Here is a 13,020-nt window from a genome sequence, read left to right as displayed (position 1 = left end):
GTCACCGGCCCATGCCCAGCGACCGCTTGAGGAAGTCGACCTGAAGCAGCAGCAGGTTCTCCGCCACCTGCTCCTGCGGGGTCATGTGGGTCACGCCTGTCAGCGGCAGCACCTCATGGGGTCGCCCGGCCGCGAGCAGCGCGGAGGAGAGCCGCAGCGAATGGGCCACCACCACATTGTCGTCGGCCAGACCATGGATGATCATCAGCGGCCGCGCGGGCTCCTCCGGCGCCACCAGCCCGTCGTCGGTGACCAGGGAGTTCGCCGCGTAGACCGCCGGGTCGTCCTGCGGCGTCCCGAGGTACCGCTCGGTGTAGTGGGTGTCGTACAGCCGGAAGTCCGCCACCGGCGCCCCCGCCACCGCCGCGTGGAAGACGTCGGGGCGCCGCAGCACCCCGAGCGCGGCGAGATAGCCGCCGTACGACCAGCCCCGGATCGCCACCCGGCCCAGATCGAGCGGGAAGTCCTTCGCCAGCGCGTGCAGCGCCTCGATCTGGTCGTCGAGGGTCGGCATCAGGTCGTTCTTGATCGCCTTCTCCCAGCCGGGCGACCGGCCCGGCGCACCCCGCCCGTCCGCCACGATCACGGCGAAGCCCTGGTCGGCGAACCACTGCGACGTCAGATGCGCGTTGTGCGCGGCGACCACCCGCTGGCCGTGCGGACCGCCGTACGGATCCATCAGCACAGGAAGCGGCCCGTCCCCTTCCACGTAGCCCGAGGGGAGCAGGACGGCGCATGGAATCCGCCGTGCGCCCCCCTCGACGAGCCGCACACCCGCCGACAGCACCGGCGGCTCCGCGTACGAGGCGATCACCGCCACCTGGGCACCGTCCCGCAGCACCCGCGCCACGCTTCCGGGCGCGTCCGGCCGCGCGGAGACCAGCACCGTCACCCCGCCGCCGCGCACCGCCGAGTGGACCCCCACGCCCTCCGAGACCCGCTCCACACCCCGCTCGTCCACCCGGTACACATGGATCTCACCGGTCTCCGGCTCCGTTCGCCCCTCGCCCGCCGAGGCCGACACCAGGACGTCGTCCTCCCCGATGTCCAGCACCGCGCGCAGTTGCAGCCCCGCCCCGGTCAGCGCCCGCTCCCCGACCATCAGCACGCGCGCCCCGCCGGGGGCGGCACCGCCGCCGCCGGCCCCTGTTCCGCCCCCGTCGGCGCGCCCGGCCCCGACCATGGGGGCCGCCCCGCCCGCCTCCGCCGCCCCGTCCATGTCCGCGATCCGCACGAGCCGCCCCTCCGGCGACCAGGCCGGCACCCCCGGCAGCAGCTCCAGCCACACCGGGTCCTCGTCCGCCCGCACCGTCCGCGTCGCGCCGGTCGCCGGGTCCACCGCCAGATGCAGCTGCGTCCGCTGGTCACGCGCCTGGACGAGCAGCAGCGGAGCCCCGTCCGGCGACCAGTGCACCCGCGCCAGGTACGGATACCGCTCCCGGTCCCACGCGACCTCCGTACGCGCCCCGGTCAGATCCATCACGTACAGCCGCACCTCCGCGTTCGGCGTCCCCGCCGCCGGATACGGCACCACCTGCGGCTCCCGCTCCGGATGCGCGGGATCGGCGATCCACCACCGGCGCACCGGCCGGTCATCGGCCCGCGCCACCAGCAGCCGGTCCGACTCCGGCGCCCACCAGAACCCGCGCGACCTGCCCATCTCCTCCGCCGCCACGAACTCCGCGAGCCCGTACGTCGTGTGCGCGTCCTCCGGCTCCGCGAGCGCCCGGTCGCCCTCGCCGTCCGCGCCCGTCACTCGCAGCGCGCCGCCCACCACATAGGCGACGTGCCGCCCGTCCGGCGACGGCCGGGGGTCGATCACCGGCCCGGGGGCCGGGAGTTCCCGCGCGGTGCCCGCCCGCAGCTCCGCCGTGAACAGCCGCCCCGAGAGAGCGAAAGCGGCCAACTCCACGGCCGCGTCCACCGCGTACGCCACGATCCCGCCCGAGCCCTCACGGCTCCGCTCCCGCCGCGCCCGCTCCTGCGCCGACAACTCCTCGGCCGCGCCCGCGAGCAGCGTCCCGGGGTCCGCCGCGAGCCGCTCGTACGGCTCCTGGGCCAGGTCGAGGACCCACAGTCCGTGGGAGCGGTCGGTGCCGGACGACGAGCGGACGAACACCACGCGTTCACCGTCCGGGGAGACCGTGAACGTGCGGGGAACCCCCAGCGAGAAGCGCTGGGTCCGGGCGTACTGGCGGGGGAACGAGAGCGGGTACGACGGCAGTTGCGTGGAGGTCATGCGACCGAAACTAGCGCTGTGCGCCCCCCTGTGCCCCCGTACACCATCAATGCGTTGCCACACATAGTTATGATCCGTAGCGCTAGGTGGGTAGAGGTCACCCTGACACCTGGCACATGCTCGCCGAACTGACCGTCCGAATATCCGACCGAAGAAGTTGTGGAGGTGAACCGCCGTGGCACTCTCGATTTCGGCGGTGGTGCTGCTGGCGATCGTCGTCTTCCTGCTGATCCGGAAATCCGGACTGAAGGCTGGACATGCGGCGGTCTGCGCGCTCCTGGGGTTCTACCTGGCGAGCTCGTCCATCGCCCCGTCCATCAGCCAGCTCACCACGAACGTGGCGGGCATGATCGGCGGCCTCAAGTTCTGACCCCGTGCCCGGGGGTGCTCGGGGGTGTCCGGCCCCGCCTCGTAGGGTGGGGCCATGACGGTTCTCCCAGCCCGTCGTCTGCTCCTGGTGCACGCGCACCCCGACGACGAGTCGATCAACAACGGCGCCACCATGGCCAGGTACGCGGCCGAGGGCGCCCAGGTCACGCTCGTGACCTGCACGCTCGGCGAGGAGGGCGAGGTCATCCCGCCCGGGCTCGCCCATCTCGCGCCCGACCGGGAGGACCGGCTCGGGCCCCATCGCGTCGGCGAGCTGGCCGACGCGATGAAGGAGCTGGGCGTCACCGACCACCGCTTCCTCGGCGGCCCCGGCCGCTTCCGCGACTCCGGGATGATGGGCGTCGAGCAGAACCGGCGCGCGAACGCCTTCTGGAACACGGACGTCGACACCGCCGCCCCGTACCTGGTCGAGATCGTCCGGGAGACCCGCCCGCAGGTCCTGGTCACCTACGACCCCGACGGCGGCTACGGCCACCCCGACCACATCCAGGCCCACCGCGTCGCCATGCGCGCCGCCGAGCTGGCCGAGAACCCCGCCTACCGCCCCGACCTCGGCCCGGCCCACACGATCGCGAAGATCTACTGGAACCGCGTCCCGCGCCCGCTCGCCGAGGCCGCCTTCGCCCGGCTGCGCGCCGCCGGGGGCGCCGGATTCCCCGGCGTCGCGGACATCGACGACGTGCCGGGGGTCGTGGACGACTCGATGATCACCGCCGAGATCGACGGCGAGCAGACCTGGGCGGTGCGCAAGGCCGCCGCGATGCGTGCCCACGCCACCCAAATCGCCGTCGAGGGCCCCTTCTTCGCGCTCTCGAACGACCTGGGTCAGCCGATCCTCACCACGGAGCACTACCAGTTGGTCAGGGGCACGCCGGGCGCGCCGGAGGGCGCGCGCGAGACGGACCTCTTCGCGGGTGTCGACACGGGCATCGAGAGCGACGGGAACACGTGAACATGCGGATCGTCTGGTACGCCCTCCTCCTCGTCCTCGGCGCCCTCGTCGGCATCGCGGGCTCCTTCGCCCAAAACGCCTGGTTCCCCGGCGGGTTGATCCTCGGCCTGCTCGCGGCCGCCGGGGTCTTCTACGGCGGCCTGCGGGCCACCGGCACCCAGCTCGGCCTGGTCGCCCCCGGGGCGGGCTGGCTCGTCGCCATCGTGCTGCTCAGCCTCGGACGCCCGGAAGGCGACGGGGCCTTCGGTGGAGGCGCCGCTGAGATGATCTTCCTTCTCGGGGGCATGGCGATCGCTGTGATGTGCGCCACGATGTCGCGGCTCGTCCGTCCGGCCGCGTGAACAGGGTGACTTGAGGGGAGCTTCGGTGAAGAGCTGCCCAAACTTCGGCCGGATTGCCCCTTACTCGACACCCGTCCACCAGGTGTCTGTCGGCGACGGCCAGTATGGTGGTGCGCGCCGCCGAGCCGCCCGGGTACACGAGCACCAGCAAGAGCGGGCGGTGGAGCCAACCGGGAGAACCTGCTTTGAGTCGTGAAACTGGTCGAGAGACTGACAGTTCGTCCTCCGGCGCCCAGGGGCGCGGTGGAGCCGCGTACCCGTCGGGCACGCCGCCGTACGGATCCCGCCAGTATCCGTCGCTCCACCCCACGCAGGACGGATCCGACGAGACCGCCGGTGCCGCCGCCGCGCCGCCCGCTCCTGCGCAGCCGGAAGAGCCGAAGACCGAGACCACGCTGACCACCCGGATCCGGATCAACATCCCGGGTTCGCGGCCGATCCCGCCCGTGGTCGTCCGCAAGCCGGTCGGTGACGCCGGCTCGGACTCCGCGCCCGCCCAGGCCGCCCCCGCACCGGCCCCGGCCCCCGCGCCCGAGGCCCCGGCCCCGCCGGAGCCCGCCCGGACGGAACCGCCGCAGGCCGAGGACAAGCCGACCAGCGACTGGTTCGCGCCGCGCAGGTCGGCCGCGCCCGACGCGCCCTCGGGCGGCCCGTCCGGCCCCTCCGGCCCCGGCGCCCCTGGCGGGCCCGGTGCTCCCGGTGCCGGCGGCGGTCCGGCCGCGAAGTCGGGCCTGTCCCAGATCTCGGAACCGGGCTCGGGCCCGGGTACCGCCGGCCCGGGTCCCGGTGGCGCCGGTGCCCGTGCGCCGCGTCCGGGCGCGCCTGGTCAGGGCGGCCCGGGTCCCGGCGGAGCCGGTCCGGGCCGGACGCCCCCGGCGGGGGTACGGCCCCCGGCCACGGGCGGCCAGTCGCGCGGTTCCGGTTTCGCCGGGCCCGCGACGGGCGGCATCCCGAAGGTCGGCGGCGCCTCCATCTCGGCCACGCCCGCCTCCGGTACGCCGATGTTCCTCTCGACCCCGCCGCAGGACGAGGCCGCGTACGGCCCCGGCGGCGCCCCGTACGCCCAGGGAGCCCCGCAGCCCCCGGCAGCCGGCCCGAAGCCCCCGACCGGCCCGACCACGGGCCCGGCGACCGGCACCAGCGCGCTGCGCGCGGGCCCTGTGGGCGGCGGCACCATGGGTGGTGCACCCACGGGTGGCACCACCATGGGCGGCGACCCGCTGGCCGGCGGTCCCACGGCGGGCAACCCGCTGGCCGGCGTCGGCCCCGCGGCGGGCAACCCGCTGGCGGTCGGCGACCCCCTGACGGGCGGCCCCCGGCCCGGTGGCGACCCCCTGGCCGGTGGCAACCCGCCGCCCGGCGGCAACCCGCTCATCACCGGTGACCCCTTCGGGGGAGCGCCGCGGATGAGCGACGACACCGCCGTCCTGACGCCCCAGAACCCCGGCCCCGGCGGCCCGACCCCGCCCGGCGGCCACGTCTCCGGGGACACGCTCACCAGCGGCATCCCGGTCGTCCCCGCGGGCCCGGACCTGACGCCCCGTACGCCGGAGCGAGGCTTCTCGACCCCCGAGTACCTCGGCGGCGCCCCGGCCGAGCCGCGCCCCGCGCCCTCGTCGCCCGCGCCCGCCGCCTCCCCGTCCCGCTCCTCCGCCCCGCCGAAGAAGGGCCGCTCCAAGCTGGTCCTCGTCGGCGTCGGCGTCTTCGGCCTCGCCGGTGTCGCCTACGGCGCCGGGCTGCTCCTCAACCACTCCGACGTCCCCAAGGGCACGACCGTCCTCGGCGTCGACATCGGCGGCGGGACGAAGGAGGAGGGGGTCAACAAGCTGGAGGCCGCCCTCGGCAAGCGGGCCCACGCCCCGCTCCAGCTCAGCGTCGACGGCAAGACGGTCACGCTCGCCCCGGACAAGGCCGGCCTCTCCCTGGACAGCCAGGAGACCGTCCGCGCGGCCGCGGGCAGCGACTACAACCCCGTCTCGGTGATCGGCTCCCTCTTCGGCGGCGAGCGCGTCGCCGAGCCGAAGCTCCCGGTCGACGAGGAGAAGCTGGCCGTCGCCCTGACCGACGTGGCAGGCACCTCCGGCTCGGCGACCGAGGGCGCGATCAGGTTCGCCCCCGGCAAGGTCACCGCCGTGGAGGGCAAGCCGGGCAAGGGCCTGGACGTCGCCCGTTCGATGCTCTTCGTCAAGGACGCGTACCGCGCCCAGGTCGAGACGGGCAAGGCGAAGGCCGTCGAACTGCCCGTCGTCACCCGCGAGCCCACGATCAGCAAGGCCGAGCTGGACCGGGCGATGAAGGAGTTCGCCGAGCCCGCGATGTCCGACGTGATCCTGATCAAGGCGGGGCCGAAGGAGATCAAGTTCGGCCCGGCGCGCTCGCTCCCGCAGATCCTCTCCATGAAGGCCGTCAACGGCCGCCTGGTGGAGGTCTACGACAAGAAGGCGATCGAGCGGCTCCTCGACGGCGTCTTCGACGGCGTCATGATCACCAAGGCCGACGGCAAGAAGCACCAGGTCTCCGCCGACGACGTCGCGTTCGTCATGCGCGACGCCCTGAAGGGCAAGACCCTGGCCGAGCGGACGAAGACGATAGACCTCAGCGGCCAGGGCTGAGGACGGACGTACGGGAGCGCCCGTCCCGCCGGAGTCGACCGGCGGGACGGGCGCTCTTCGCTTCCGTGCCGTCAGTCGCGGCGGTACTGCGCCGGCGAGTTCCTGGTCGCCGGGTCCTCGTACGAGCCCGCCTTCCCGCGGTCCACGTGGAAGGTGGTCAGCGTGGTGACGGGGGAGGCCGGGTCGCGGCGGTCGCCGATCACCCGCATGTGGGCGCTGAAGCGCTGCGGGGTGACCTCGTAGACGTCGTAGCCGTAGCGGTTGCCCTCGAAGTACTTCAGGTGCGGGTTGGCCGCGCCCATGACCGGCCCGTTGGTGGCGTTCCAGCTCGCGGAGTACGCGCCTGAGGTCACCGAGTGCGCGGTGAACTCCGTACCGATGACGGGCGACGAGACGTCGTCGAAGTCCGGCCGGATGTCGTCGACGAACGCCGAGTGCCAGTCGCCGGTGATGACGACCAGGTCCTCCATGCCCGAGTCGTGCACATGGCCGAGGACCTCCTTGCGCTCGGCGAGGAAGCCGTCCCACTGGTCGGTGAACATGTACGAACCGCCCGGCCGGCCCCGCAGCTGGCTGAGCATGATCGAGTTGGCCCACACGTGCCAGGTGTCGGGAGCGCCGTCGACGGTCTTCTTCAGCCAGCTCTTCTGCCCGGAGCCGAGGATCGTGCCGTCCGCGAGGTTCTGCGCGGAGCGGTACGAGCGCAGGTCGAGGACGCTCAGCTCCAGCAGGTCGCCCCAGCGGCGCACGCGGTGGATCTCGGGGTCCGGCAGCGCCGTCCTGGTCCCGGCGCCGCCGTCGCGGTGCGGCATGTTCTCGTACCAGGCCTGGTACGCGGCCGCCCGCCGCTGCATGAACGACGCGCCGCCACCCGTACCGGAGTAGTCGTTGACGACCTCGTGGTCGTCCCAGGTCAGGAACCACGGGTGGGCCGCGTGCGCCTCGCGCAGGGAGGCGTCGCCCTTGTAGAGCGCGTGCCGGCGGCGGTAGTCGGCGACCGTGAAGACCCCGGGGCCCTCGTGGTCGCGGACGTGGTCGGCCGGGACACCGCCGACCTGGCCGTGCTCGTAGATGTAGTCGCCGAGGTGGACGACGAAGTCGACGTTCTCGCGCGCGATGCCCCGGTGGGCCGCGTAGAAGCCGTCGTGGAACGCCTGGCAGTTGGCGGCGGCGAAGCGGACCGAGGCGACGTGGCCGACGGGCGCGGTCTTCGTCCGGCCGATCCGGCTCCGCCTGCCCAGGGCCTGGAAGGCGTACCAGTAGTGGATGCCCGGGCGCAGCCCGGAGACGGGGACGTGCACGCTGTGCCCGAGCGTCGCGGACGCGGGCACACAGCCGCTGGCGACGATGTTCCTCAGCTGCGGGTCGGTGGAGACGAACCACTCGACCTCGACGATCTCGCTCAGCTTCTGCTCGGCCGCCAGCGGCTCGGGGGCGAGCCGCGTCCACAGCACGACGCTGCCGGGCCGCGGGTCGCCGGACGCGACGCCGAGGGTGAACGGCGCCGGGTCGTAGTCGGCGCCGAGTGCCTGGGCGGCCTCCAGGGCCTGCGCGGGGGAAAGCCCGGCGGACAGCGGCCAGACCACGTTCAGCGCCCCGGCGGCTCCGGCCGCCTTCAGCAGATCGCGTCGGTTGAGCCTGGTCACTTGCGTCCTCCCGTGGTGTGCAGCGTGAGCGATATGGCGTCGGCGTAGCCGTCGTTGGACGTCCCGCCGCCGGTGCGGGTGAAGACGAGCAGCACGCGCGCGGTGCGCGCGGTGCGCGGCACGCGCGCGGTGGCGGTGCGCTCCAACAGCGCGGTACGGGACAGCCGCTCGGTGGCCGTGACCGGGCCGAGGACGGACAGGGCGACCGGAGTGCCCTGCGCGTTCCGGAACTCCACCGACAGCCGTGCGCCGTCCTCCTGCGTCGCGTACCCGCCCAGCCAGCCGGAGAGCGTGTAGCTCACCCTCCCGGCGTCGATGTGCCGCCACCCCGTGGTGCCGTCGCGGGGCAGGTCGATGTCCTGGACGAGCGCGGTACGGGGGCTGTCGCCCCCGGAGAAGAACCGGCTGCCCCGGCTCGCGGGCCCGGGGTCGCCGGGGCCGGGGTAACCGTTGCCCAGGGTGTACGAGATGAGCGCGGGCGCCCCCTCGGGCACCGTCCACCCGGTCACCGCGGCGACCGGGTCGGCGGACCCGCCGGGCCCGCTCTCCGCGTCGCCGTTGACTACGAGATTCACTCGAGCCTCCTCGATCAAGCGCTGTTCGTTGTTCACATGGCGCGTGTATCGCAGCAGTCGGGGGTGAACCCTCGAAGGCCAGTCGGGGAACGGCGACCGGGAGTTGTACAGACAACTCCCGGGTAGCGCTGCCGAGATGGCGCCTCCGCCCGCCGGACGCGAGGGCCGGCGCGGCGCGGAAGAGGCTGTTCGGCGGGCTCAGGACTGTTCGGCGGGCGCAGCGCTGTTCGGCGGGCACGTGGGCGCCGCTTATCGCGTTGTCGGCCCTGAGGCGCCCCCGTAGGGTCGCGGCATGTCTCTCCGTCTCCGTATGCGTCACGCACTGCCCGAAGCCATGCGCGCCCGCGACAAGGCCGCCGTGAGCGCCCTGCGCGCGACCCTCGCCGCGCTCGACAACGCCGAGGCCGTGCCCGTGGACGAGGCCGCGCTCCGAGGGGTGGCCCTGGAGCACGCGCCGGTCGGTGTCGGCACCACCGAGGCGGCGCGGCGGGAGCTCAGCGAGCGTGAGGTGGAGGACGTCGTCCGCGCCGAGGCCGCCGAGCGGCTCGACGTCGCCGAGGGCCTCACCGCGCCCGCCCACGCCGACCGGGCCGCCCGGCTCCGCGCCGAAGCCGCCGTGCTGCTCCGTCTCCTCGACGCCCCAGGCTCGGCCTAGCCGGCTCCCGACTGGTCCAGCGGCCGCCCTGGATGCCGGCCGTTCTAGTTCAGCAGCGCCCGCGCCGCCTGGGCCCTGTTGCGGATCGACGCCGCCGCGCTCGGTTCGACGGCGTCCACGACCGAGGCGTACGCCTCCATCTCCGCCGCCCCCGCCTGGAACTCGCCCCGCTGCACCAGCAGCTCCGCGTGCTCGTAGCGCAGCCGCGCCGGGTGGGAGGGGAGCAGCAGCGACAGTTCCACCGCCCACAGCGCCACGCCCGACCGCTCCGGGCGAGGGGCCGCCCAGGCGCGGATGTTGTTCAGGATCCTCAGGACGATGTCCAGCGGATCCGTCGGGCGGAGCATCGAGGGTTCGAGGGGCTCGCCCGTCGCGCCCGCGACCAGCAGCTCCGCGTCCACACCGGTCATCCGCCGGCCGCCCGCGAAGGGATCCGCGAAGACCTGGGCCGCCGGTTCGCCGAAGCCGATCACGAAGTGCCCCGGCAGCCCGAGGCCGTACACCGGTGCGCCGGCCCGTCGCGCGACCTCCATCCAGACCACGGAGAGCAGGATCGGCAGCCCCCGGCGGCGCCGCAGCACCTCGTGCAGCAGCGAGGACTCCAGGCGCTGGTAGTCGGCGGGGACGCCCTGGAACCCGTACCGTCCGCCGAGCAGCCGGGCCAGTGCGGCCACCCAGTCCGCGGGGTCCCGCACGCCGTACGGCAGCTCTCCCGCGAGCCGGTCGAGTTCGATCTCGGCCGCGTCCAGGTCGGCCTCGGTCAGGCCGTCGTCCGCCACCGCGCCGATCAGCAGACAGAGGCGTGCGAGGTCCGGGCGCCGCGCACGCGCCTGAGCGGCGAACTCCCGTCGCCAGTCGGTCACGCCGGTCACCTCCCCGCGGCCTCGGCCGGTCGGTAGTGGTGGTAGTGGTGATGGACCGCGAAGCCCATGCGCTCGTACATCGCCCGCGCCCCGGCGTTGTCGCTCTCCACCTGGAGCCAGGCCGCCGACGCGCCCTCGTCGAGGGCCCGCCGTGCGAGCGCCGCCATCACGGCCGTGGCCAGACCCTGGCGCCGCTGCTCGGGGTCGACCTCCACCGCCGTGAACCCGGCCCAGCGGCCGTCGACCACACACCGTCCGATCGCCGCCGGTATGCCTCCGGTGCCCGGTACGGACGCGAACCACACACTCGGGCCGCTGGACAGGAGGCTCAGCACATGGGGCCCGGCCACACCGAACCGGTTGTAGCGGCGGAGCCACGCCTCGTCCACGTCCCGCGCGAGCCGCACCCGCGAGACGTCCGCGTCCAGGTCACCGACCGGGGCGAGCCCGCCGACCTGTACCTCCGCCGTGACCTCCGCCCGCCAGCCACGCCGCTCGAGCTCCGCGCACAGGAGTTCCTGCGTGCCCTCGGCGCCCGTCGACGTCTGTACGTAGGGAGTGAGGCCCCGCTGCCCGTACCAGTCACGCACCCGCGCGAGCGCGGCGTCCGTCGGCAGCCCGGGGTCACCGAGCGGAAGCACCGAGTTGGCGCGCCGCGTGAACCCGTGCGAGGCCCGCAGCGTCCACTCCCCGAGCGCCTCGCTCTCCACCGGCTGCCAGCCGCGCGCCGTCGCCCGCGCCAGCTCCTCGAAGGAGGCGGCGGGGCCGCGTCGGCGGGCCGGGGCGGCGGGCACCACCTTGCCCGCGACCAGGGCGGATTCCGCGATCCGGACGGTCTCACCCGTCCGTCGTGTGATCAAGACCACAGCATGATCCCACGATGTGAGAACTCCGACCGCGTCGGTGAATTTCCCACCCGGGTCACCCGCGTTCGTCACGTACCGAACTGAGACACGTTTTCCCACGTCAGCGTGGGTTATACGCACCTCAAGGCGCCCTCCTGCGGTGAATTCCACAGCTTCTCCGCCCCTCCTGTTCGGATCGACCCCAAGAACGGAGATACTAGGGGCGGGCATCGACGACGCCGCGCTCCCGCGCAGACCAGCCCTACCGAGGAGGAACGACAGCGTGACCTACGTCATCGCGCAGCCTTGTGTCGACGTCAAGGACAAGGCATGCATCGAGGAGTGCCCCGTCGACTGCATCTACGAGGGCTCCCGGTCCTTGTACATCCACCCGGACGAATGCGTCGACTGTGGTGCTTGTGAGCCGGTGTGCCCGGTCGAGGCCATCTTCTACGAGGACGACACCCCGGAGGAGTGGAAGGACTACTACAAGGCGAACGTCGAGTTCTTCGACGAGCTCGGTTCGCCCGGTGGTGCCTCCAAGCTCGGCCTGATCGAGCGCGACCACCCCTTCATCGCCGCCCTGCCGCCGCAGAACGGCTGATCGAACCGTCCTCGGTCCCGTACAGCCTCGCCCGCCGGCGCGCTGTACGGGACCGACGCGTTTCCCGACGCGTCCCTTTCGTACGTACGAGGAAGTGAGCCACTCGTGAGCGCAGTCTCGGGCGCAGTCTCCGCGCGCCTCCCCGCCTTCCCCTGGGACAAGCTGGAGCCGTACAAGAAGACGGCGATCGCCCACCCGGACGGCATCGTGGACCTGTCCGTGGGCACCCCGGTCGACCCCGTCCCGGAGCTGATCCGGCGGGCGCTGGTCGAGGCGGCGGACTCGCCCGGCTATCCCACGGTCTGGGGCACCACCGAGCTGCGGGACGCCCTCACCGGCTGGGGCGAGCGGCGCCTGGGCGCCGTCGCGCTCACCCACCGCAACGTGCTGCCCGTCGTCGGCTCCAAGGAGCTGGTCGCCTGGCTGCCCACCCAGCTCGGCCTCGGCGCCGGCGACCAGGTCGCCTACCCGCGGCTTGCCTACCCGACGTACGAGGTCGGCGCCCGGCTCTGCGGCGCGGAGCCCGTCGTCTACGACGACCCGGTCACCGACCTCGACCCCGCCGCGGTCAAGCTGCTCTGGCTGAACTCGCCGTCCAACCCCACCGGCAAGGTCCTCGGCAAGGACGAGCTGATCCGGATCGTGGCCTGGGCGCGCGAGCACGGCGTCCTCGTCTTCTCCGACGAGTGCTACCTGGAGCTGGGCTGGGAGGCCGACCCGGTCTCGGTCCTGCACCCGGACGTCTGCGGCGGTACGTACGACGGCATCGTCGCCGTCCACTCGCTCTCCAAGCGCTCCAACCTGGCCGGCTACCGCGCCGCGTTCATCGCGGGCGACGCGGCCGTCCTCGGCGAGCTGCTGCAGATCCGCAAGCACGGCGGGATGATGACGGCCGCCCCGGTGCAGGCCGCCACCGTCGCCGCCCTGGGCGACGACGCGCACGTCGCCGAGCAGCGCGAGCGGTACACCGCCCGGCGCGCGGCGCTGCGGACGGCCCTGGAGGCGCACGGCTTCCGCATCGAGCACAGCGAGGCGAGCCTCTACCTGTGGGCGACCCGCGACGAGCCGTGCTGGGAGACGGTGGCGTACCTCGCCGACAAGGGCGTCCTGGTCGCGCCCGGCGACTTCTACGGAGTGGCGGGGGAGCGGTTCGTCCGGGTGGCCTTCACGGCGACCGACGAGCGGGTCGAGGCCGCGGTCAAGCGGCTGGCCGTCTGACCGGCGTACGGACGCGAGAGGGCCCGGGGAGCGTGCGCTCCCCGGGCCCTTTTCCCGTACCGGTGCTGGAGTTACCGGTC

Annotated in this window: 12 protein-coding genes; 7 read left to right on the top strand and 5 right to left on the bottom strand. The window is 73.6% G+C overall.

Annotation, left to right across the window (positions count from 1 at the left end; genetic code table 11):
- Position 1: 1 nt before the first annotated feature.
- A complete protein-coding gene (locus ACIPPS_RS03005; protein ID WP_401426099.1) occupies positions 2–2,239 on the bottom strand; it encodes a prolyl oligopeptidase family serine peptidase in 2,238 nt (745 codons plus the stop codon).
- 175 nt (positions 2,240–2,414) lie between these two features.
- Here ACIPPS_RS03005 and ACIPPS_RS03000 point away from each other — a divergent pair, with 175 nt between their 5' ends.
- The 4 genes from ACIPPS_RS03000 to ACIPPS_RS02985 all read left to right on the top strand — a co-directional run bounded on the left by ACIPPS_RS03000 (position 2,415) and on the right by ACIPPS_RS02985 (position 6,534).
- The gene (locus tag ACIPPS_RS03000; protein ID WP_260229051.1) at positions 2,415–2,609 is read left to right on the top strand and encodes a hypothetical protein; all 195 of its coding nucleotides are present in this window, start codon (positions 2,415–2,417) and stop codon (positions 2,607–2,609) included.
- Between the two features lie 54 nt (positions 2,610–2,663).
- Positions 2,664–3,581, top strand: a complete 918-nt coding sequence (mshB, locus tag ACIPPS_RS02995; protein ID WP_401426096.1) for an N-acetyl-1-D-myo-inositol-2-amino-2-deoxy-alpha-D-glucopyranoside deacetylase — start codon at positions 2,664–2,666, stop codon at positions 3,579–3,581.
- A gap of 2 nt (positions 3,582–3,583) precedes the next feature.
- Positions 3,584–3,922 carry a DUF6113 family protein gene (locus ACIPPS_RS02990; RefSeq protein ID WP_401426094.1) on the top strand — a complete coding sequence of 113 codons (339 nt, stop codon included), beginning with the start codon at positions 3,584–3,586 and terminating at the stop codon, positions 3,920–3,922.
- 185 nt (positions 3,923–4,107) lie between these two features.
- Positions 4,108–6,534, top strand: a complete 2,427-nt coding sequence (locus tag ACIPPS_RS02985) for a hypothetical protein (RefSeq protein ID WP_401426092.1) — start codon at positions 4,108–4,110, stop codon at positions 6,532–6,534.
- A gap of 71 nt (positions 6,535–6,605) precedes the next feature.
- Here the strand turns inward: ACIPPS_RS02985 and ACIPPS_RS02980 are convergent, their stop codons facing one another.
- Positions 6,606–8,180, bottom strand: coding sequence for an alkaline phosphatase D family protein (locus ACIPPS_RS02980; RefSeq protein ID WP_401426090.1), 1,575 nt, complete (start codon positions 8,178–8,180; stop codon positions 6,606–6,608).
- Positions 8,177–8,755, bottom strand: coding sequence for a phosphoesterase (locus ACIPPS_RS02975; RefSeq protein WP_401426087.1), 579 nt, complete (start codon positions 8,753–8,755; stop codon positions 8,177–8,179). Before ACIPPS_RS02975 ends, ACIPPS_RS02980 begins: the two co-directional genes overlap by 4 nt.
- A gap of 334 nt (positions 8,756–9,089) precedes the next feature.
- Here ACIPPS_RS02975 and ACIPPS_RS02970 point away from each other — a divergent pair, with 334 nt between their 5' ends.
- Positions 9,090–9,410, top strand: coding sequence for a hypothetical protein (locus ACIPPS_RS02970; RefSeq protein ID WP_401427181.1), 321 nt, complete (start codon positions 9,090–9,092; stop codon positions 9,408–9,410).
- A 44-nt stretch (positions 9,411–9,454) separates the two neighbouring features.
- Here ACIPPS_RS02970 and ACIPPS_RS02965 read toward each other — a convergent pair whose 3' ends face one another.
- Together ACIPPS_RS02965 and ACIPPS_RS02960 are read right to left on the bottom strand one after the other, a co-directional pair.
- On the bottom strand, positions 9,455–10,282 hold the full coding sequence (locus ACIPPS_RS02965) for a tetratricopeptide repeat protein (protein WP_401426084.1): 828 nt from the start codon (positions 10,280–10,282) through the stop codon (positions 9,455–9,457).
- On the bottom strand, positions 10,279–11,289 hold the full coding sequence (locus ACIPPS_RS02960; protein WP_401426082.1) for a GNAT family N-acetyltransferase: 1,011 nt from the start codon (positions 11,287–11,289) through the stop codon (positions 10,279–10,281). Before ACIPPS_RS02960 ends, ACIPPS_RS02965 begins: the two co-directional genes overlap by 4 nt.
- A gap of 112 nt (positions 11,290–11,401) precedes the next feature.
- Between ACIPPS_RS02960 and fdxA the strand changes: the two genes are divergently transcribed.
- Both fdxA and dapC read left to right on the top strand, forming a co-directional pair.
- Positions 11,402–11,722, top strand: coding sequence for a ferredoxin (gene fdxA / locus ACIPPS_RS02955; RefSeq protein WP_003985062.1), 321 nt, complete (start codon positions 11,402–11,404; stop codon positions 11,720–11,722).
- Positions 11,723–11,827: 105 nt separating this feature from the next.
- Entirely contained in the window at positions 11,828–12,940 is a 1,113-nt protein-coding gene (dapC, locus tag ACIPPS_RS02950) for a succinyldiaminopimelate transaminase (RefSeq protein ID WP_401426080.1), read from the top strand.
- Positions 12,941–13,020: the final 80 nt, after the last annotated feature.

Origin of the sequence: Streptomyces sp. NPDC090127, assembly GCF_044746945.1 — a bacterium.
Taxonomy (GTDB): domain Bacteria; phylum Actinomycetota; class Actinomycetes; order Streptomycetales; family Streptomycetaceae; genus Streptomyces.
Note: the sequence above shows the minus strand (reverse complement) of the source record. Positions and strands in the feature narration are given on the sequence as shown.